This window comes from Syntrophomonas zehnderi OL-4 (assembly GCF_000983115.1).
Classification (GTDB): Bacteria; Bacillota; Syntrophomonadia; order Syntrophomonadales; family Syntrophomonadaceae; genus Syntrophomonas_B; species Syntrophomonas_B zehnderi.
This window is the reverse complement of record NZ_CGIH01000026.1, coordinates 57,313-77,434: the sequence shown is the minus strand read 5'-3', so window position 1 is coordinate 77,434 and position 20,122 is coordinate 57,313. Positions and strand designations below refer to the sequence as shown.

At 45.2% G+C, this 20,122-nt stretch carries 21 protein-coding genes; 1 reads left to right on the top strand and 20 read right to left on the bottom strand.

Going from position 1 to position 20,122, the window contains the following annotated elements:
• Window positions 1-8: 8 nt before the first annotated feature.
• The 17 genes from spoIIAB to AAV90_RS06550 all read right to left on the bottom strand — a co-directional run bounded on the left by spoIIAB (window position 9) and on the right by AAV90_RS06550 (window position 16,741).
• Window positions 9-455 carry an anti-sigma F factor gene (gene spoIIAB, locus AAV90_RS06630; protein WP_046496878.1) on the bottom strand — a complete coding sequence of 149 codons (447 nt, stop codon included), beginning with the start codon at window positions 453-455 and terminating at the stop codon, window positions 9-11.
• A gap of 33 nt (window positions 456-488) precedes the next feature.
• Window positions 489-821 carry an anti-sigma F factor antagonist gene (gene spoIIAA / locus AAV90_RS06625; protein WP_046496876.1) on the bottom strand — a complete coding sequence of 111 codons (333 nt, stop codon included), beginning with the start codon at window positions 819-821 and terminating at the stop codon, window positions 489-491.
• Window positions 822-900: 79 nt separating this feature from the next.
• The gene (locus AAV90_RS06620) at window positions 901-2,046 is read right to left on the bottom strand and encodes a D-alanyl-D-alanine carboxypeptidase family protein (RefSeq protein WP_242847502.1); all 1,146 of its coding nucleotides are present in this window, start codon (window positions 2,044-2,046) and stop codon (window positions 901-903) included.
• A gap of 346 nt (window positions 2,047-2,392) precedes the next feature.
• Window positions 2,393-3,370 carry a hypothetical protein gene (locus AAV90_RS06615; RefSeq protein WP_046496873.1) on the bottom strand — a complete coding sequence of 326 codons (978 nt, stop codon included), beginning with the start codon at window positions 3,368-3,370 and terminating at the stop codon, window positions 2,393-2,395.
• Window positions 3,371-3,374: 4 nt separating this feature from the next.
• Window positions 3,375-3,875 carry a hypothetical protein gene (locus AAV90_RS06610; protein WP_046496871.1) on the bottom strand — a complete coding sequence of 167 codons (501 nt, stop codon included), beginning with the start codon at window positions 3,873-3,875 and terminating at the stop codon, window positions 3,375-3,377.
• 258 nt (window positions 3,876-4,133) lie between these two features.
• Window positions 4,134-5,642: a methyl-accepting chemotaxis protein gene (locus AAV90_RS06605; protein ID WP_046496868.1), complete on the bottom strand. Its 1,509-nt coding sequence runs from the start codon at window positions 5,640-5,642 to the stop codon at window positions 4,134-4,136.
• Window positions 5,643-5,877: 235 nt separating this feature from the next.
• Entirely contained in the window at window positions 5,878-6,966 is a 1,089-nt protein-coding gene (locus tag AAV90_RS06600; protein ID WP_046496866.1) for a diguanylate cyclase domain-containing protein, read from the bottom strand.
• Window positions 6,963-8,084, bottom strand: a complete 1,122-nt coding sequence (locus AAV90_RS06595; protein WP_046496863.1) for an iron-containing alcohol dehydrogenase family protein — start codon at window positions 8,082-8,084, stop codon at window positions 6,963-6,965. Before AAV90_RS06595 ends, AAV90_RS06600 begins: the two co-directional genes overlap by 4 nt.
• A gap of 178 nt (window positions 8,085-8,262) precedes the next feature.
• Window positions 8,263-9,579, bottom strand: coding sequence for a thymidine phosphorylase (locus AAV90_RS06590; RefSeq protein WP_046496861.1), 1,317 nt, complete (start codon window positions 9,577-9,579; stop codon window positions 8,263-8,265).
• A gap of 137 nt (window positions 9,580-9,716) precedes the next feature.
• Window positions 9,717-10,892, bottom strand: a complete 1,176-nt coding sequence (locus AAV90_RS06585) for a phosphopentomutase (protein WP_046496859.1) — start codon at window positions 10,890-10,892, stop codon at window positions 9,717-9,719.
• Between the two features lie 64 nt (window positions 10,893-10,956).
• Window positions 10,957-11,886, bottom strand: a complete 930-nt coding sequence (gene xerD / locus AAV90_RS06580) for a site-specific tyrosine recombinase XerD (protein WP_242847501.1) — start codon at window positions 11,884-11,886, stop codon at window positions 10,957-10,959.
• A gap of 19 nt (window positions 11,887-11,905) precedes the next feature.
• Entirely contained in the window at window positions 11,906-12,190 is a 285-nt protein-coding gene (locus AAV90_RS06575) for a hypothetical protein (protein WP_046496856.1), read from the bottom strand.
• A 23-nt stretch (window positions 12,191-12,213) separates the two neighbouring features.
• On the bottom strand, window positions 12,214-12,825 hold the full coding sequence (gene spoIIM, locus AAV90_RS06570) for a stage II sporulation protein M (protein ID WP_046496854.1): 612 nt from the start codon (window positions 12,823-12,825) through the stop codon (window positions 12,214-12,216).
• Between the two features lie 194 nt (window positions 12,826-13,019).
• Window positions 13,020-14,372, bottom strand: coding sequence for a putative manganese-dependent inorganic diphosphatase (locus AAV90_RS06565; protein ID WP_046496852.1), 1,353 nt, complete (start codon window positions 14,370-14,372; stop codon window positions 13,020-13,022).
• A gap of 21 nt (window positions 14,373-14,393) precedes the next feature.
• Window positions 14,394-15,059, bottom strand: a complete 666-nt coding sequence (locus AAV90_RS06560) for a hypothetical protein (RefSeq protein ID WP_046496850.1) — start codon at window positions 15,057-15,059, stop codon at window positions 14,394-14,396.
• On the bottom strand, window positions 15,025-16,200 hold the full coding sequence (locus tag AAV90_RS06555; protein ID WP_052729646.1) for an endonuclease Q family protein: 1,176 nt from the start codon (window positions 16,198-16,200) through the stop codon (window positions 15,025-15,027). Before AAV90_RS06555 ends, AAV90_RS06560 begins: the two co-directional genes overlap by 35 nt.
• A 4-nt stretch (window positions 16,201-16,204) precedes the next feature.
• Entirely contained in the window at window positions 16,205-16,741 is a 537-nt protein-coding gene (locus tag AAV90_RS06550) for an NUDIX domain-containing protein (RefSeq protein WP_046496847.1), read from the bottom strand.
• Between the two features lie 63 nt (window positions 16,742-16,804).
• Here AAV90_RS06550 and AAV90_RS15600 point away from each other — a divergent pair, with 63 nt between their 5' ends.
• The gene (locus tag AAV90_RS15600) at window positions 16,805-16,939 is read left to right on the top strand and encodes a hypothetical protein (RefSeq protein WP_278279300.1); all 135 of its coding nucleotides are present in this window, start codon (window positions 16,805-16,807) and stop codon (window positions 16,937-16,939) included.
• Between the two features lie 122 nt (window positions 16,940-17,061).
• On the opposite strand, the gene AAV90_RS06545 is transcribed toward AAV90_RS15600, so the two are convergent.
• Genes AAV90_RS06545 through AAV90_RS06535 form a run of 3 tightly spaced genes read right to left on the bottom strand, consistent with a single transcriptional unit; the run spans window position 17,062 to window position 20,119 of the window.
• Window positions 17,062-18,159 (bottom strand): DUF3866 family protein, encoded by a 1,098-nt coding sequence (locus AAV90_RS06545; protein WP_046496844.1) that lies wholly within the window; start codon window positions 18,157-18,159, stop codon window positions 17,062-17,064.
• 15 nt (window positions 18,160-18,174) lie between these two features.
• A complete protein-coding gene (locus tag AAV90_RS06540; RefSeq protein ID WP_046496842.1) occupies window positions 18,175-19,296 on the bottom strand; it encodes a M20/M25/M40 family metallo-hydrolase in 1,122 nt (373 codons plus the stop codon).
• Window positions 19,289-20,119: an MraY family glycosyltransferase gene (locus tag AAV90_RS06535; RefSeq protein ID WP_046496840.1), complete on the bottom strand. Its 831-nt coding sequence runs from the start codon at window positions 20,117-20,119 to the stop codon at window positions 19,289-19,291. Before AAV90_RS06535 ends, AAV90_RS06540 begins: the two co-directional genes overlap by 8 nt.
• Window positions 20,120-20,122 lie beyond the last annotated feature (3 nt).

Sequence of the window (20,122 nt, the reverse complement as noted above, 5' to 3'; positions counted from 1 at the left end):
CCCCTTTTTTAAGCATACGCTTCTTTTTCGTGGGACATAAAGGTACGCCGCATTTTGACTATAGTTCCTTCTCCGGGCGAGCTGATAACCTCCATGTCATCCATAAATGATTTCATAAAGGTGAACCCCAATCCCATTCGGGTTTCATCACTGGAATAAGTTGGCTCCATAGCCTGTTTGACATCTGCTATGCCTTTGCCCCTGTCCTCCACCATGATCTCCAGACAACGATCATCGGCTATCGTTACCATTACGAAAATTTTTTCATTGGTGCGGTTATCATAACCGTGGATGATACTGTTTGATACAGCTTCAGATACCACCAGTTTTATCTCTTCTATTTCCTCCAGGGTACAATCAATTTGAGATGCAAAGGAACCCACGCAAGACCTTGCAAATGATACGTTCTCAGGCAAACTCTGAAATTCCAAACGCACATAGTTTTTTATACTCATAGCCTGTCCAGCCCGGAGCTGGTACCCACCTCCTTATATATTAATAATATCCTGTTCACTGCCGTAAATCGGAACCAGTTTATTGATACCACAGAAAACCAGTATTTTTTCCACTGAGGGATTAGCACCTACGATATACATTTTGCCTTTGCGGGACGATACTTTTTTATATCTCCCGATAATTACCCCCAAACCAGAACTGTCTATAAACGTTACTTTTCCCAGATTAATGATCAGGTTTTCTATTTTTTCGTTCTCAAGTTTTTTATCCAGCTCCTTACGTAGTTTATCGGCTACTTGCATGTCCAACTCACCTTTTAGTTTCACAATCAGTGTATTCCTGACCTGCTTCATTTCTATGTCCATGCCAAAATCCCCTCCTTGCAGAACTGCCACCCTAGGATAGTTCTACAAGGAGGGGGTGATTCCTTCCACAAAATTCCATTTATAAAAGATAGGTTTCAACAAACATCTTCTTAATCTGATTGGTAATTCCGCCGCGTTTAATATCGGTATTCGCAATCAGGTCAACCGTTTTATGCTGTTTACCGTTTTTATAAATTCGCACCTCGCCCAGTTTTTGCCCTTTTTTAACCGGGGCATCGACATATTTTAGCAGTATCTTTTGGTTAGTTATTTGGGCCTTTTCCCCTTTTTCGAAAATGGACCCGGCATCCTGGGCAGCTACCGCCTCAACTTTGTCCTGGTTTCCTTTGCCTACGGTCACCATTCCCGCCACACTATCCTGGGGAACAAAAATCTTATAAGCATATTTGGCAAATCCATAATTAAATATTTGCATTGAATCGCGGAAGTGTCCGCGTGTTTCCGGGGAAGCCATGACAACCGAGATCAGGCGCAGACCATCTTGTTTTGCGGTTGAGGTCAAACAGTTTTTGGCCTCTTCAGTGCGTCCGGTTTTAAATCCATCCGCTCCTTTATACCACCACAAAAGCTTGTTGGTGTTATAGAGAATGAATTTGCCATCCCTTAAGGGGTATTCCTTGATGGATGTATATTCTAATATGCGGGGGTAGTTTAGGGCATTGCGGGCTAATATCGCCATATCAGCCGCAGAGGTATAATGATCTTCGGCATGCAGGCCATTGGCGTTTACAAAATGGGTGTTTTTCATCCCCAACTGTTTGGCTTTGGCATTCATTTTGGCTACAAAAGCTTTATTGCTGCCTGCCAGCTTTTCCCCGACCGCTACCGAAGCATCATTAGCCGAACCTACCGCAATCGCTATCAACATATCTTCAAAAGTCATTTCCTCGCCGGGGGCCAGATAAATCTGTGATCCACCCATATTGGCAGCATATTCGCTAGTTGCGACCTTTTCCTTGAGGCTGACTCTGCCCTCTTCCAGGGCCTCCACGGCTAATAGCATGGTCATTAATTTGGTCATACTGGCAGGGGGCAGCCGTTTATGCTCATTTTGAGCCAAAAGCACCTGGCCCGAATCCGCATCCGTCAATATGTAGGCCTCTGCTTTAACGTTCTCCAAATCATTACTGGCCAGCGCCGGACCGGTCAGGGATATGATAAATATCAGGCAAAGTAAGCAGGGCAGCCATTTTTTCACAATCATCCACTTAATACCTCCCCATTAAACTGTGGGGACCCTTTGCATAATGATTTCCATCTTTTTTTGTGGGAAAGATCAGAAAATGTACGTCCCCTTTTCTTTTAATATATATTGGGTTAGACAGTAGATTATGCCAGAATCAGGTTGTTTTTGCCCGGACTTGATTAGGGGAGGATATCGTTATATCTATATATCCAGAAAGTCAGGATAATATGGGCTCCAAAAAATGATTTCACGATAACAGTGGTTAAATAATAAAAAACCGCGGAAGTCCGCGTAAATCCGCGCCATCCGCGTCTATTAAATAAATTGTTTTCATTTTACGGTAACTACCTTGGCGAAACTAGCTTTATACCTTGAAAACAAGTCCTTTACTAAAATCAAAGCTACGTCCGGAATTATCTGTTTGCACTAAAGCCAACAAATAATTGCAGAAGTCTTCCATATGCTTAAGCCTCGTAACGATTGTCTGGTAATTGTCCATCTCTTCCAGGTTTGATTTTCTGCTGCTACTCTCAAAACGAGCCGTCCATTCATCCAGGATACTGATTTTATTTTCGGCCGCTTGTAAGCGTTCGTTTATATTGTTGTATTCTTTTTTTCTATCTGCGCTTTGCTGGTCAAGTCGGGAGCCCATTTCATGCTGGACTGTTTTTATATCATCCATCTGCTGCTCAATATTCAAAGATACCTCTTCCCGTAGTTTATCCTCCCGGGCATTAAAGCCCTCCTCACCTTTGCGCAGCCTGACTTCCACCTGCGAAATCATATTTGATAGCAGTATTAATTCCTGTTCAAAAAGTTGCCACCGGTTATTTATTTCCTGGTTATTTGCTAACTTTAATTCCAAATTTTCCAGCCGCTGGATCAGTTGTTGCTCCTGTTGGGCAAGTCGGTTTTCAGTATTTAGAAGGCGTGAGGCAATATCTTCCCACTTTGCTGTTTTTTCTTCCCATGCCTGAAGACGGGCTTGGGTTTTAGCTTCCAGGCTTTGCTGAATATGTCTCATCTGCCTGATAAGTCTCCAGTCGCTGGGTTGGCCAAACTCCCCAGCACCCTTGCTCAAATTTATGGCATCTTCAGTATTGGTGTCACCAGCCGCCCCACCACAGATTTGCAGGTCATCGCAATGGTGTACTGGTTTTTTAGCAGCCGAATTATTAGGAACCTGCTGTTCCAAGGGTTCAGCTTCTGTGCGGTTTAGGGAAATGTCTGCAGACTTCTTCCCTGAACCGTATTGGGGGGTATAGGATTTTTTATTTACTGGAGCTGCGGCGTAATTCCAATTATTCTTGCTGGCATTCCCAAGAGTATATTTTTCCTTCATATACCTAGCATCCACACGGTGTTTCGCTGCACGGCAAAGAACCTAAAGGATTAGTCAGGACATAATTGCTGACCACTTTAACATTAATAGCGTTGGGGTTTTCACATAGATTACCCGGTAAGGTGAAACAGAACTCTTTGCTGACACTTTTGCATGAAGATGACGAAGATCCGGTGTAAAAAACATGGCCTTTATGACTGATTATTATATCGGTACCGGCTTTTGCCAGCACCACACTAATCGCCAGCAGCCTATTTCTGCATACATTGTTTATATTAACCACAACCCTTAGTAAACGTGTCTGGCAATTTAGCATATTGGGCGATATGCAAACTTCCTTATAGTCCTCACATCGATCAAAATCAACCCTTTGGCATGCTTCGCAACAACAGTCACTAGACGAAGTACTACTGGCATTGCCAAGCAGTTCATCTAACATCTTGACCATTTCAGTTTCCTCGTTAATGTTTTCATTAATTAATTCACTGTGTAAAACATCAGACATTTCAAACCCTCCTTTTGTCGTTTGCTATATAATATTCACCGCAACTAAAATGGTTCCAGGAAGCAGGAGGACGTTCTTTCTGGTTCTACTGCTTACCCTAGAATTTTTATCGGAGACTTCTCTGTCAAGATGCCTGTTTATAAAATACTTCCTAACCCAAAAGGCTCAACCATCATTTTCAAGATGATAGTTGAGCCTTTAGATAAATCCCTTGGGACCCTGTCCTAAAGCATATCCTTACGGAGGCAGCAAAAAGTTTTAAACCCTTAGACCGGAGGCCATTTTTTCTAATTGTTCGGTAGCTTGTTCTAATTGTTTAACCATTTCTACTACACTGCTAATTGATCTATTTTGCTGATCGACCAGATCTGTTATTTGCTGAGCAGTAACTGAAGTATGGCGAGATGAACCCAGCATTTTTTCAACTTCTTCAATGACCTGTTCGGTGGAGGCCAGCATTTCCTCAACGATCGCCGAGACTTCTTGAATAGCTTCATCAATACTAAAAGCACCTGATTCAACTTGTTTAAACATTTGGCTGGTTTGATTAACGGCTTCTGTTTCTTCGTTATTCATCACAGCCGTCATGTTGATTTGTTTAACCGTGCTGTCGATGCCTTGTTGTACTTCTACGATCATACGGGCAATATCCGTTGCTGCCTGACCAGATTGTTCTGCTAATTTTCGAACTTCCTCGGCTACTACGGCGAAACCACGTCCGGCTTCGCCAGCCCGAGCAGCTTCAATGGCCGCATTCAGTGCCAACAGGTTGGTCTGGCTGGCTATACCGGTAATCAATTCTACAATGTTGGCTATGGCGATGGATTTTTCAGTAAGGCTACTTACTGCCGTACTAGCCAAATCCTGAGCTGTTTTGCTGCGTTCCATGATTGTTTGCTGCTGGTTCATGGTTTTCAGACCTGCGTTAACTATGTTCTTAAATTGTGCAGACTGGTTGGTCACAGTCTGAATTCGGTCGCCGGCAACCTTTAGGGCCATAGTCATTTCTCTAATAATTTCTGTCGTTCTTTCAACCCGTTCAGCTTCTTCCTTGGCGGAACCTGCTAAGCCCTCTATCCCTGCCTGTACTTGTTCAGCCGAATCGCCGGTACGAATGGCGGCGGTTAGCAGGGTGGCGGAAGCGCCAGCTAAAAACTCGGATTCGCCTGCCAGATTTTCAGCTACATTCTTAATACTACTTGTCATTTCATGTGCTTCATGAGCCTTGGCAATGGCGGTTTGCATAAAACCTCTGGAAATAACGGCTATTACTGCAGCTCCTATACCTGCCCAAATAAAATTTAGATAGCGAACCAACATTTCCTCAGTGGGGATTACATATCCGGCAGTTTTAACGAAAATCATATGAAAAACAGCTACCAGGAGGGTAGAAAATATGGTAACACCAAGATCTGAATATAACAAACTCAGTATAATAATCAGATAAAAGTCGGCGAATACTTCTCGCGAACCACTTAACTGGCAATCAAATAATAAGATTATGGCTCCTACCATAAGAATCGTAATATATTGGTTAAAAACCGTTTCCGGTCCTTTTCTCAGCCAAATAACTGCGGCCAATATGATTGCTATATTGATGGCCATTTCTATTAATATGCTATTTAAATTTAAACCGGCCGAGCCTTTTCCGCTAAAATAAATAAACAATACAGCCATATTAGACAGCAGTATGATGATGGTGATAGCCAATAAAATACGCCGATGGCTTTCCTGGCGATTGCTGATAATTTGTTGTTCTGTACTCAAAAGATCCCCACTCCCATTTACTACATTTTTTCCGGCACACATATTCGTATGTCAAACTTTACACAATTGTACATTAGGTTAATGGTATTTAATATGGTACTTAAGTACACTTTTCCAAGGAAGGTAGTTTTTCTATATAGAAACTTAAATCTTTTTCCTATTAATGAAGTTTTTGAATATAGGCAACAAAAATCCCCGGCAATTTACTAATAATCCACCGGGGTCTTTTGGTAACCTATACTATTTTAGTGTAGGCATAAAACTCTTGATGATAATTAGCCAACAGCTCTGCTCGAGATTGTACCCCGCTCTTATAATAAATACTGGAAATGTGTTTTTTTACGGTAGAAAGGCTGATAAAAAGCTTTTGTGCTATTTCCTGGTTGCCCAACCCTTCCAGCATTAATCTTAATACTTCTTCTTCCCGCGGAGAAAAGGAATAATTACTAATAAATTGATCCCGCCATGGTTGGGCTAAGTCACCGTTTAAGGTTTGCTTTGCCATTAGATTTTGCTGCGACTGGTTGAGCAGGTCTTGCACAGGAATACTCTGACTGATGGTATGAAAACCAAAGCTGGCTACCACTTTAATCTCGTATCCCTGCAGGTAAAAATTAGATTTCCTTAGTGCTTTTTTTAACTGCCAGCATTTCTGGTTGGTCTGGGCTTCACCGGTATGGGGCAAAACCAGTATAAAATCAGCCGATCCGCATCTGGCTAACCATACTTTTCCAGGCCGACAGTAGCGTTTCAGAATTCGGGCAAATTCCTTTATGACGCCGTCTGCCACAGTCTTTCCGTATGTTTTTTCTATCTCCTTGAAGTTATCCAGCCGAGCTGTCAGGAGGGAAAGCTCGGTGTCCTCATCTGCAGTTATGTGAATGTCATAAGGCAATCGTTCATAAATGTAGTTTTTACTATAAGTGTTGCTACCAGTATCCCAAACCAATGCCTTATTGCCCCGGTCAATAATTCTATGCAGCTTCCCTAATTCCGCCGGTCTAATATCCACCACGGTATTTTCTGTAATATCCTTGAGCATTTCCAGTACGGTTGCATTTCCATCCTCCACCATAGGCATAGCCGTTACCATAAATATTCTCTCACTATTGTATTCCAGTTTGGTTATTACCTGCCTTTCGTTTAAAGCGCGGGCAGAGATACAGTTTTCGCACATGCTGCCTGTTTCCCAAAAACCAAAACAATGTGAAGCAACATCCGCGCAGTTTTCAGTTTGATGGGTAATGATGACTTTTTTTTGAACCGGATCAACCATTCTGACAAAATCGTATAGTTGATTAATTATCTGCATATCGCCATTCATTCCAAGACCTCCTGGTTCAGAGTGTGGGTAAGTATCTGTTCCAAATCCTCCCGGTCGGGTGTGACAATATTGTTGACCAGGTTTTTGGCCTGCATGGTTTGGGTTATGAACTGAGCTTGTTCTACAGAAGTCAATGCCGGGGGATTTCCACAGAGTGTAACCATCAAATCCTTGAAATGCGCTGTGCTTTTAAAACCTGATATAATAAGAGCATCGGTAATCTTAGGGTGGTTGCTTTTTCTTAGGTTAAAATCCATGTACGCGGGCATAATCATACCGTTAGCCCGTCCGTGGGGTACGTCCTTAAAATAAGTAAAAGGATAACCCATGGCGTGCGGAATCGATGTGCCGGTTGAACTGATAGCCAAACCTGCCAACAGCGACCCGTAGAGCAAGGCTTCCCTTTGGTTTAAATCTATTTCCCTGTTTTCGGCCAGTTTTCTAAGCTCAGAACCTAGTATCTGCAAGGCTTCTCGGGCATGCAGCTCACTAAGCGGATTGGCCTTCACTGCCAAAAAGCTTTCCAGGGCGTGGGAATACGCATCTACTGCCGTATCTGCCGTTATCCTCCAGGGCAGATCGTTCATATAACGTGGGTCTAAAACTGCCAGCCGGGGGATGATTTTCGGACTGGGAATACTCTTTTTAGTTTGCAGGGCCGGAAATGTCAAGATGGAGTAGGGGGTAACCTCTGATCCGGTACCTGCAGTGGTAGGTATGGCAACAACTGGCAACACCTCACCAAACTGCAGGTCTAAAAGCTGGGTGTCGCTTATTTCATTAACCGCCAAAACAGCTATGGCTTTGGCAGCATCAAGAGGTGAGCCGCCGCCGATTCCGACTATAAAGTCGGCTTTAAAGTTTTTGGCAACCGCGGCTCCTTGCCTCACAGTCGCAATAGTGGGATTGGCCTCCACCTGATCAAATATCTGTGCAGTAATGGCAAGCTCCTTTAAAACCCGGCTAAGATCATCCAGGGCGCCAGTTCTGCGGGCAGATCCTCCCTGTCCGACAACTATTAAGGCACGTTTGCCCAGTCCAGAAAAAGCCGGACAGTTATCCCTTAAAGCATAGTTGCCAAAAAGGATTTGGGTAGAAAAATATGACCTCCAGATCATAGCTTTTAACACTCCTATCATAGATTCTCATAGCTTGGTCAAGAGTTTATTGTTATTTATGTTCGGCATACAGTCGGCCCTTAAGGACGGAAGAGATAATTATGATTTTGGCAAAAGTCCTTTTCTTTACTGTCAGCAGCACATAAGCAATCCGGGTCTAAAAACCAACCATTATATTTCATGTGTTTTGACTCAGTACAGTTTTATATACTAGGGGTATGGTCACGGGCTGGGCCGGGCCTACTGTAAACGCCTCCTGTAGTTGTTGGCGGGCTAACGCCAGGCGGTTAATGTCATTGACATGCATAACAGCCAAAACATCACCCTTCTTCACAAAATCGCCATATTTTTTGACGAGCTGCACACCTACAGACGGGTCAATATGGTCATCTAACTGCTCGCGTCCCGCCCCCAAAAGCATGGCTGCATGACCGACCTTGAGGGCGTCCAGATCTACTACGTATCCTTCTTCTCGGGCTATAAGTTCTTCTTTATGACTGGCTTGTGGTAAATCGTAGAACGGCAGGCTAAAATCGAGGCGACCACCCTGGGCAGCCACTATTTCGGTAAACTTTTGAAAAGCTTGCCCGGTGGCAAGCAGCTGCTGCAGTTCTTCCCGGGCTGCCTGGAAATCAGTATGTTTTCCGGCCAAAACTAACATATGAGCCGTTAGTATCAATGATACTTCCTTAAGATCTTCAGCTCCCTGCCCTCGCAGCAGATCCAGGGCTTCGGCTACCTCCAGCGCATTACCGACATTATAGCCTAAAGGCTGGTTCATATCGGTTAATACAGCCACTACCTCACGGCCCGCTCCCTTACCTATCTCCACCATGGTGCGGGCCAATTGAGTGGCCGTATCCAAATCCTTCATAAAGGCACCTCGTCCTACCTTGACATCCAAAACGATACCTTGCGCCCCGGCTGCAATTTTTTTGCTGATTATACTCGAAGCAATCAAGGGAATACTTTCCACGGTAGCCGTAACATCGCGGATGGCATATAGTCTTTTATCGGCCGGCACCAGATTACCACTTTGGGAAATAAGAGCCGCTTTGATCGTATTCACCTGCTCAATAAACTCTCTGCGGGACAATTCCACCCTAAATCCGGGTATGGATTCAAATTTATCTACGGTACCACCGGTATGACCCAATCCGCGCCCAGACATCTTGGCAACCGGAATCCCGGCTGCAGCCGCGAGGGCAATGGCTATAAGGGTAGTTTTGTCACCAACTCCCCCGGTGCTGTGTTTATCAACCTTAAACCCCTGAATCGGTGCCAGATCCATAACCTCGCCTGAATAGGCCATTGCCAGGGTCAAATCCCTGGTCTCTTCAATATCCATGCCTTGAAAATAAACCGCCATAGCCCAGGCTGCAATCTGATAATCAGGAATTGTGCCCTCGCTGATTCCTTTGACCATATAATCGATCTCACTGCGGGTCATGGTTAGTCCATTCCGTTTCTTGGTGATTATGTCAACTACATTCATAGTTTCACTCCTTAAGCTGCTGGGGATTATTTCCGAATAAGAATAATTCAAAAGCAATTCAGAATAACACCCGGTTAAAGATTATCCGCTTCGTTCAGAATAACAAGATATGTCATCCCATAGCTTAGCGAAGGGGCTTATAACTTGATAATTTCCTGGAGAAAACTGTTTCCGTAAAGTTTATCGGCTTTGATTTTCAGGTATTCAGCTATGGTTTGACCCAGGTCGGCAAAGGATTCGCGGATTCCAATGGGAGTGCCGCCTTTTATTTTGGCACCATATACCAGCAATGGCACCCGTTCCCGGGAATGATCAGTGCTGGGCGTAGTAGGATCACAGCCATGGTCGGCCGTAATAAAGAGCAGATCATTTGGGCCCAGGGCAGCCATAATTTCCGGCAACCGGCTGTCAAACTCCTCCAAGGCCTGGGCGTATCCGCGGGGATCATTGCGGTGTCCATACTGCTGGTCAAAATCTATCAGGTTCACAAAAAGCAGTCCGGTAAAGCTTGATTCCTGTATAATTTTGAGCGTTTTTTCCACACCATCCTGGTTGTTTTTAATAGGATAGGATTCATCTATTCCCCGACCGGCAAATATGTCCTTGATTTTGCCTACCCCCACAACTTTATGCCCGGCATTTTTGATTAAATCAATCAAATTCTCCGATGGCTGCAAAGAATAATCATGACGGTTGGAGGTACGGATAAAGTTGCCTGCTTGTCCGACAAAAGGGCGAGCAATAACCCGTCCCACTCCATTCTCATGCTGCAGCATTGCGCGGGCGATTCGGCACATCTCATATAGTTCTTCCAGAGGTATGATTTCTTCGTGGGCCGCAATCTGAAAAACACTGTCGGCGGAAGTATAGATAATGGGGTAACCTGTTTCTAAATGCTGTTGCCCCAGTTCCTTGATGATCTCGGTTCCTGAAGCTACCAGATTGCCGAGGGTTCTGCGGCCGATTCGCCGTTCAAATTCCTCAACCAGAGCCAGAGGAAAACCTTGCGGATATGTAGGAAAGGGCTTGTCCAATTTAATGCCCATCATCTCCCAGTGGCCGGTGGTTGTATCCTTGCCCGCCGACTTTTCCTTCATTATTCCATAGGCACCCTGGGAATTGGCTATAGGATCTACTCCCATAATATCATCCAGATTGCCCAATCCTAGGGCCTGCATATGGGGCAGATGAAGTCCGCCTACAGCCCGGGCAGTATTTACCAAGGTATTGCTTCCCTCATCACCATAAAGATGACTGTCCTCTAATTCACCGATACCAACACTGTCCAAAACTATAACAATCGCTCTACTCATTATTAGCCTCCTATTGCATATTAATGGCCATGCCCGTAGTACACGATCACCCATGAACGCCCTTCTAGGCCCGGGGATGGCATTGCTGGTATACTTCGCGCAAGCGGGTTTTGGTTAAATGGGTATATATCTGGGTCGTGGAAATATCAGCATGACCCAGCATTTCTTGCACAGCCCTTAAGTCGGCACCGTTTTCCAGCAGATGGGTGGCAAACGAGTGCCGTAGAGTATGCGGGGTAATTTCCTTTTTTATACCGGATTTTTCTCCATAGCGATCCAACAGCTTAAAAAAACCCTGTCTGCTCATAGGCCGTCCATGGGCATTCAGAAACAAGGTTCGCTCATATTGGCTTTTGACCAATTGGCTTCTGGCTCTGGCCAAATAGCGCTCCACCCAGATAATCGAAGTATTGTTAACCGGTATTATTCTTTCTTTTCTTCCCTTGCCCAGACAGCGAAGAAAACCGGCTGTGAAATTGATGTCATCTATTTGCAGGGCCAGAAGTTCAGAAACACGCAAACCGGTGCCATACATCAATTCCAACATGGCTCGATCCCTTAACCCTAAAGGTAGCAGAACATTGCACTGCTCCATTAGTTTGTCCACTTCCTCAATTGATAAAACCTGGGGCAATTTGCGCTTGATTTTAGGGGTTTCCAAATCAAGGGTAGGGTTAATCTGCACATAGTCTTCCATGACCATGAATTTATAGAAACTTTTTATACTCGATAGACTGCGGGCAACCGTAGTATAGGCTGCCCCCTCATCCATCTCCCACGCCAAAAAGCCTATAATATCGTTTTTGTTTACATCTTCCCATCTTCCCACATCCGGATTTTTTTGGGCCAGGTAGGCATAGAATTTACGCAGATCCCTTTTATAAGCCGCCTGAGTATTGCCGGTCAGACCCTTTTCGAAATTTAAGTAATCTATAAAAGCTAATATGTATTTATCCACAGCTATCTCCTGCATTTTCTTTAGATTCTTTGACATTAAAGGGCCTTATTCCTGCCTATTCTTTTTCTTCGTAATAAAAGTTCTGTACTTTCACCACAAATCGATCCATTTTTTCGTTAAATTTGTTCTCAGGCAGGTCACTTCCCCCCGGATTATTCTTGTCAACCCGCATGGGGTTGCCGCTGGGGTGTTCATCATCAAACCAACCGCTAAACACCGGAACTTTTTTATAGAGTATTCCCGACACCATTGGTATGGCCGCTGCAAATACCACAGCTAAGACGACTACCGCCACCATTTTGGCAACTTTTTCTTTCCATTTTCCAACCACAATAATCACTTTAAATGACCTCCCCCATTTTTTTATACAAATTGACGCAATAACCAAGGTGAAAAAATTCCTTCAATAAAGGCACCTATTGCTACTAAGGCCAGAAGCATAAGCAACAAAAAGCTGTAGGACAATAGCGCCCGCCCCAGGGAAATACCGCTCACCTGTCTGCCAACCGCTATATAAATAGAAAACTTGATCCCCACTACCGACCAAACAATTAACAAAGGTATATATATGAGATTCTGCGGCAATATCGTCAGGAGACTTATAAGTACTCCGACCCCGGCTTTCTCCTGTACCAAAAACCCAACCGTAAAACCCAGGGCCATTCCCTTTAAAAGAACGATTGCCAATATTAACGGCATCCCAATTACAGTTAATCCCAAAAACCAAATCAGCATAAAGGTTTTAGCCTGATTTAGAAAGGCCAGAAATAACAATTTGCTTCCATTTATATCAACCTGGTTGTTGCCCAGCAAATAACCGTTTATCAGATCCAGCAGATGATTTCTCACTCCTCCTTCCAGAGCCGGCACCTTGTAGTTTCCAACTATTATGCCAATCGTAAATAATAAGGTTATGATAAGATATTGCCATTGGTTGGCACTTATGTGCTTTTTAATCCTGCTTTTGACAATCATAGTCCAACCCTTTCAAGCAAAATTGTGCCAAGTCTCCCTTATCATTCATATTTATTCTTTGGCCGGTTTATGCCCAAAAGAAATGTATAGAAAAAGGGGACACACCGCAGGCGGGTATGTCCCCTAGTAACATATTCGCTCCTTTTTATTAATAATTATGCGCACCTTATAATATGGAATTGGTTAAGACGATTTTACATAATCATATGCCGACGCAGCATTTCATAAATCACCGGTACTACCTGTTTTTTGCGGGACAGAACCCCTTTTAAAAAAATGCCTCCATACATATGATCATGCTGAAATTCTTCCTCAACCAGCGTGCTCTTTTCACCGGCTACGATTAGCTCGGTGCCTCCTTCTAATATGTCGGTTACCATTAAACACATCAGGGCATAACCCTTTCTGGCACAGAGTTCCTCCATAGTCGTTAAGATATCCTGACGGCGTTCTGCAAACCTGGCCAGGTCAATGGTTTCCACCTGAGATATGGCAAACATCGTGTCACCGCTAACATATTCCTTAAGATCCTCCGATATCAGTTCCAGATTGCTTTGTTTGTCCATCCGGCTGCTTTCCGCGTAAAGTTTTTTGCCCCATTCCACCGAATCTAACCCGGAAATACGTTCTAATTCCCGGGCAATCATTTTATCTTTAGCGGTGGTAGTTGGCGAGTTATAAATCATGGTATCGGACATGATACCGGACAGTAAAAGGGTAGCGATATTAGTAGCCATAAAAATACGGTTTTGCATAAAACGTTCGGCAATCAAGGTAGAAGTGGAGCCAACGGGTTCATTGTGGAAAAAGATAGGCCAGGTGGTTTGCAGATCCCCTACCCGATGATGATCGATTATCTCAAGTATTTCAGCTTCCTCCACCCCATCCACAGCCTGCTTTTTCTCATTGTGATCGACTAAAATAATCTGTTTTCTTTTCATCTGCAACAAATTATAACGCGAAATAAGTCCCAGATAACGGTTGTCTTCATCGACTACCGGATAGTTTCTATAGCGAGTGGAAATCATCTGTTTACGGGCTTCTTCCACCTTCTCATCCTTTTCAAACAAGACCAGATCCCGCGACTTCATAATCGAAGATACCTTGCGATCCAATACCGTTCTTAATACCTGGGGGGCTTTTTCTATATCCTGCCCCGTTCCTAAGGCATCCAAATAGATCATAGCCACGTCACCGATGGTGATCAGACCCAGAAATTTCTGTTTTTCATCCAGAACCGGCACCGTCTTTAGCTTGTTGTTTTTCATAATATTCCCGAGCTCCACCAGGCTCGTATCTGCACTTAAATATATAAACTCCTCATCGTCCAGCAGGTCTTCCACGGTTGTACCGACATTGGAGACTACCACCGGATAATCAAACTCCAGGTGATCGAGCAGTCTCTTGATTTCATCGTTTATTTCACTGGCCGCAGCCGCAATATATACACCTTTTTCGGTAGTTTGTTTGTATACTTTATAGCTGATGGCGGCAGCAATGGAATCAATATCCGGATTTTTATGACCGATAACGTAAATAGGTTTCAAATAATCCCCTCCAAAAACAACCTAGTTTTCATCCTTTAATAAAAGATTGGCAATATATTGGGCTGCCAGGACATCCTCCAGGGAATTGCGGCTGGCAGCAATAATGGCTACGCCTGGGTCGGTTTCATTTATATTATCCATAATACGGCGCACCGCAGTAAGAGCGGGCTGCATTCCCCGCTGTTTCAAGGTACGGGCGATCGTGCCGGTTAAAACCCGCCGGTTTTCCATAAAGGCGGCATTGTAAGCCACCCCGCCGGTATCGGAAACGGCTACCACTACCCTTCCGTTCATATTCACCAACTTAGGGACTTCAGCACCGATATTGGGTAATACAGCTTCAATGAAGCCCCCTGCTTTTTCAATCCCCTGGATAACCTTTTGACAACGGGCAAGCCGTTCCTCATCAGTGCCTACCCGCGGCTCACCAATCAGGATAATCCCTTGCCCGGTTTCCCTTGCCAAACCGGCCGCCTGTTTTCCAATCACTTCCGGCAGCACTTTAACCGGTGCCCGGGTAAAATCAGGACTTGCGCCCAGGACGGCATAAGCCCCTGCATCCAAGGCACTTTCCAATGAAGTTGACATATCTATGACATCAACAATCATAACCACCAGGCCGGCTTTCGCGGCTTCCTGCGCCCCACTGGCATCAGTGCCGACGATGATTTTTTTTAACTTTTCCATATTTTCCACCCCCTCCGGCATCGATATCCAGTCTGCCCATCCTCATAGCCAAAATAGTGTCGGCGATATCCTGCCCTGCCAGTAAAGCAATTTCCCCGCCCGGCATTTTCTCCAGAATCTCAATTTCACTGCTTCCGGTACTCAGTAGCTTCTGATAAGTCTTGATGCCAACACCCGGTATTTGGCTTAATGGCACTCGATAATGATAATGGGGGCGAACCTCGGGGGGGCAGGGTTGATCATCTTTTATTTCCATTATTCTATCATATACACCCATAACGATGTTGCTGCTCCCGCATATACAGCAGGCTCTGACCGGAGCAGTAGCGTCAGTGATATGATCACAATCCGGACAATAGCTGCGGTGGTATTTGCCCATGCGGGGATCAAGCCCATAATTGGCAATGATTCTGCTTTCACCATTACCCTTAAGACAATTCTTTAAATCGGCAAAGCTTTTTTCCGGAACTTGTAGAAGATTAAATTCCCTGCCGATATTAGGCAAGGAATGCGCGTCCGAATTTGACAATAGACTAAAATGCGCTGTTTCTTTCAGCAGGTCAGCCATATAGGTATCCGCACTTAAACCCAGTTCGATTACCCTGACTAGTTCAAAGGCCTGACTCAGGCGCGGCCGCAATCTATCAGTCCAGGCTCCATACGTTCCTTTGTGCGGAGTAAAGACGTGGGCCGGACAGAAGATGCCGTCCAGATCCCTGCATAAATAGAGTATATCTATAAAACCCATATCGACTCGCTGGGTTGACAACGTCAGGTTAGTAACCCTGCTTTGCAGGTGTTTCTGCCAGTCTTTTAGGCTGATCAAATCAGGCAGATAACTGATTAAATGTACCCCTTCCCGGCATTCGCACTCGCTGGCCAGAATAAGCACGACCCCATTATCGGCTAATAAACCGCCCTGGGGTATTTCTCTTAATTTCCCGCCTTCAAGCAGGATCTCGATTTCCTGTGACACAGCCAGACTGCCGGCATCCACTACCGCCACCATATGCAAGCCTTTTAAAGGTGCGGTTTTAAATATTATATTTTCTAAGGTTAATTGGGGAGAAGCCGTAATCTTTACCGGCCGCTCCCCCGCCCGGCCGATATGAATGTGCAAATCAGCATATATTTCCTGCAATTCCTTACTCCCCGGCTTTCTGCATCGCATACTGAATACCAATGATGCTCTTGCCGTCCTTGATCTGTCCCTTAAATATCAGGTCATACGCTTTTTCCAGGGGCATACTGACGATTTCAACAAATTCATCCTCGTCAGGCTCAACCTCCCCTGGGCTTAACCCGGTGGCTAAGTAGAGATGCAAACACTCGTTAGTAAATCCGGGGGTACTGTAATAGGACAGAATTTTTTCCCAATGGCTGGCGGTTAAACCGGTTTCCTCCCTTAATTCCCGTTGAGCAGAAATCAAAGGCTCCTCGCCAGCATCCATAAGTCCAGCCGGTATTTCCAATAAAACTTCTTCAACCGGCTTTCTGAATTGCCGTACCAAAACTATATCGCCCTTTTCATCCAGTGCCACTATAGCCACCGCCGGCACGTGTTCAATCACTTCCCGGGTGCTTTGTCTCTGATCCGGCAACAAAACCGTATCGACCCTAAGATTCACTATTCTGCCGCGAAATATTTCCTGACTTTTAAGGGTTTTTTCCCGCAATTCCATCCCGCTTAGACCTCCTGGTATATTTTTCTATCGTCCGCATAAAATGTTGACGAGGTGATGATAATGGAAATGATAGTAAATAGACAATCGGTTTACTTTTACGGCCAGGTCAAAGACCTGCCTGCCTTTCTGTCCAGCTTCCCTTTGGAGACAACCCTGCTGGATTTTATTAATTATCAGCTCGCAGGGGGCAACTAAATGGTGATTAACCCAGATCCAGCATAATTTCTTTTTTACCTGGATCTACCCAACAAACAATGCCCAGCATAAATAAACTAACCTAAGCCGTATTAATCTGCTTTTAATCCCTGCGCTGCCAATTACGTTATTTTGATAAAGCGGGGTTTTTGCCCGTTGAGCAACCGAATGGCGGTTTGGGCTGAGGCCGCCAAGGTTAGATAAAATTCTCGATCATCGTTTATACCCCGACCCATGGTGGTCATTTTAAGCTCACTTTTTTCCAGCACCGCCAGGCCGGGTAGCGATTCTTCCATACAGATTTGGTGACGATTAAAAAGACCTTCCTCATATAGCTGATCCAGAATATACTGATTTTGCTCCTCGGTTAAAAACGGCAGCGGCACCAAAACCGAAACCTTGCAAACCCGGCTTAAAACAGTTATGGTATGATGACTTATCCCTTGATGCCGGGGACGGGCATCAGCAAAACTGATGCGAGGAACCGCGATGGGAGCTCCCAGCAAAGTATCGACCGCATTTAACACTTCACCCTGTTCAATACCGGTAAATCCCCATTTAGTCCCCGTACCAACAATGCCAGGCCCCATGCTTACAATGATTACATCAGCCTTTAATACATGGCGTGCCGCCAGCAGACCTGAATAGATATTAACTGCCTCCAAATCACCGCCGAAGGCATGCCCCACCGTAACAGTTCCGCACAAGTATTCCTGCCGTTTAAGCCAATCCACGGTCTGGCTGAAATTTATTGGCAGGGCGGCTCCATCGGTCATTACATAAGCTGTCTTTACACCTTGTTCGGCCAGCAAAATGCTGATAGGTGCCAGCATCGAGTGCAGCGTAGCTACCAAAACCGGTATCCCCTCCAGACTGTCAGCCCTGCTCATTTCTTCATGGTAAGGGCTATCCTCCTCTTCAACACTTAAAACCTTAAGCTGCCCAGGCGTATATCGGAGTTTCATTATGTGCCCGCCGGGCTTTAAATCCGTTTCGTCCGGTCTGGTTTTGGAAATCACAAAATGGTAGCCGCCGCTGCCTAGCCCTAAAGCCATGGCGGTCGTATTGAGTAAAACTTCATCGCCGGGCACAATGTCTCCCAGCAAGGAAGTATAGACGATACACCTTTCTTCACGCCCATCGACGTCTACCGTAAACCCTTTAATACCGGAACGGGAGAATAACTCTTTTATTATCTTGCCCTTTCTGGTCTGAATCATTTTAATCCCCCCGTTTCAGTCCGTAATGGACTTTTGAATGATGGCCAGTACAAGCTCGGCATCTTTAATCAGATCATTGGTGCGGATATATTCCTCGGTAGTATGTACACTACTCATGCCGATGCCCAGGTTGGCACAGGGAATATTATTGCCGTTAATTATGGAGGCATCACTCCCTCCACCGGTACTTATAAGTTTAACATTCAGCCCGATACCCCGGGCGGCTTCTGCGGCCAGATTGATTACCTTGTCCTGGGCATTAAGCGAAATCTCCGGATAAAGAAATGTAACCTTGACCTCAGGCTGGCCACCGTGCTTTGTCACTTCATCTATAAAAGTATCCTGCAGTTCGCGGGTTAGGCGATCTAGTTCAAAACGTTCCAGGCTGCGGGCTTCCCCCTTGACCATGCAGCTTGCGGCAACAATATTGCGGGCTTGGCCGCCTTCAATTACACCGAAGTTACAGGTGGTCGAAGCATCGATGCGCCCGCAGGGCATAGCCGCCAGGGCTTTGCTCATAATCTGGATGGCATTTAAACCATCCTCGGGATTAATGCCTGCATGAGCCGCCCGCCCGGTCACATGGTACTCGATTTCATTCTGGCAAGGAGATTGGATTACGATCGTTCCCGGGACTCCACCGCCATCCAGCACATAAGCTATCCGGGATTTAAGACGGTTATAATTAAAATTTCTGGCCCCCAGCAAGCCTTGTTCCTCGCTCACCGTAAACAAAAATTCCAGGGGAGGATAATCCAGACCCCTTTCCAATAGGACTTCATACGCTTCCAAGATAGCTGCTACTCCCGCTTTATCGTCCGATCCTAGTATCGTATTACCCTGACTACGGATTATGCCATCGTCACCTAATACGGGTTTTATATCATTACCTGGTACTACCGTATCCATATGAGCTGAAAACAAAATCGGTTCTGCCGCCACCGTACCTTTTATCCTAAAGAGCAGGTTTCCCGAATCCCCGCCTGTGTAGTCAGCCGTATTGTCTTCTTCCCCCTTAAGCCCCCGAGCCGCAAAATAGTTTATAAGATAGTCGCGAAATGCACCCTCCCGACCGGAAACTGAAGATATCTGAACCATCTCCATAAAAAGTCCGATCAGCCGTTGATGATTAACCATTGTTCTTACCCCTCCCGAGCTGGTCTATACTCCTTAATACAACGCTATTTTCTATCGTTGTCGTTAAAGAATATTTCTCCGTATAAATATGAATAGCAATCAAGAAAATCAGGCAACCCAGGCGGGCGTTCCAAGATAACGATGTGGCCGCCAAAAATCCCAGGGCCAACCCCAATACATTGGAACCGGCATCTCCCATCATAGCCTGGGCCTTTAAGTCGGTCGGGAAATAGAAGAGTACCGCTCCCAACAAGGGGGCCAGTTTAAAATAGTCAATTCTACCCCAAGCGATAACCGAAATCGCCACCAGGAAAATCAAAAACCCCTTAACGGCCCGACCTGGTCTTAGATCCAGCAGGTTCATCATGTTGGTAGAAAAGGCCATGATTAGCGTGTTTATAACGATATTTAGCCATCCACCGCCGATAAAAACAGCCAAAAAAAGGCTGATTGTTCCCCCTCCGATGGCTTTTAAGCCCCCGGTAGTAAGACGCCCTTTAAACAAAGCTCCAAAGTGCCCCTTAAAGCCTAAAGTATCTCTTTGTCCCAGCATGTCATCGATAAAGCCTAAAAAGGATATCGTAACCAAACCCAGCAGTAAGAGGTTGTCGGGTGGATTAGGATTTAACAAGGCAAAGATCAGTCCCACCAGCATATAGGCCAGGGGAAAACTCAGACCTGCACTTACGGGTATTTCCTGGTTTAAATAATTTGAGCGCACTGCTCCAACTTCCTGCAGCATGGGTAAAAGGAAAAAGAGAAGCAATCCTTCTGCGACCGCCCCTCCCAGTAAAGCTAAGCCTATACCTACCCAATCATGCACAAA

Coding starts and splice junctions, on each gene's coding strand:
- spoIIAB (WP_046496878.1), bottom strand. CDS start 455: ATGAGTATAAAAAACTATGTGCGTTTGGAATTTCAGAGTTTGCCTGAG.
- spoIIAA (WP_046496876.1), bottom strand. CDS start 821: ATGGACATAGAAATGAAGCAGGTCAGGAATACACTGATTGTGAAACTA.
- AAV90_RS06620 (WP_242847502.1), bottom strand. CDS start 2,046: ATGATTGTGAAAAAATGGCTGCCCTGCTTACTTTGCCTGATATTTATC.
- AAV90_RS06615 (WP_046496873.1), bottom strand. CDS start 3,370: ATGAAGGAAAAATATACTCTTGGGAATGCCAGCAAGAATAATTGGAAT.
- AAV90_RS06610 (WP_046496871.1), bottom strand. CDS start 3,875: ATGTCTGATGTTTTACACAGTGAATTAATTAATGAAAACATTAACGAG.
- AAV90_RS06600 (WP_046496866.1), bottom strand. CDS start 6,966: ATGAATGGCGATATGCAGATAATTAATCAACTATACGATTTTGTCAGA.
- AAV90_RS06595 (WP_046496863.1), bottom strand. CDS start 8,084: ATGATCTGGAGGTCATATTTTTCTACCCAAATCCTTTTTGGCAACTAT.
- AAV90_RS06590 (WP_046496861.1), bottom strand. CDS start 9,579: ATGAATGTAGTTGACATAATCACCAAGAAACGGAATGGACTAACCATG.
- AAV90_RS06585 (WP_046496859.1), bottom strand. CDS start 10,892: ATGAGTAGAGCGATTGTTATAGTTTTGGACAGTGTTGGTATCGGTGAA.
- xerD (WP_242847501.1), bottom strand. CDS start 11,886: ATGTCAAAGAATCTAAAGAAAATGCAGGAGATAGCTGTGGATAAATAC.
- spoIIM (WP_046496854.1), bottom strand. CDS start 12,825: ATGATTGTCAAAAGCAGGATTAAAAAGCACATAAGTGCCAACCAATGG.
- AAV90_RS06560 (WP_046496850.1), bottom strand. CDS start 15,059: ATGGAAAAGTTAAAAAAAATCATCGTCGGCACTGATGCCAGTGGGGCG.
- AAV90_RS06550 (WP_046496847.1), bottom strand. CDS start 16,741: ATGGAATTGCGGGAAAAAACCCTTAAAAGTCAGGAAATATTTCGCGGC.
- AAV90_RS15600 (WP_278279300.1), top strand. CDS start 16,805: ATGGAAATGATAGTAAATAGACAATCGGTTTACTTTTACGGCCAGGTC.
- AAV90_RS06545 (WP_046496844.1), bottom strand. CDS start 18,159: ATGATTCAGACCAGAAAGGGCAAGATAATAAAAGAGTTATTCTCCCGT.
- AAV90_RS06540 (WP_046496842.1), bottom strand. CDS start 19,296: ATGGTTAATCATCAACGGCTGATCGGACTTTTTATGGAGATGGTTCAG.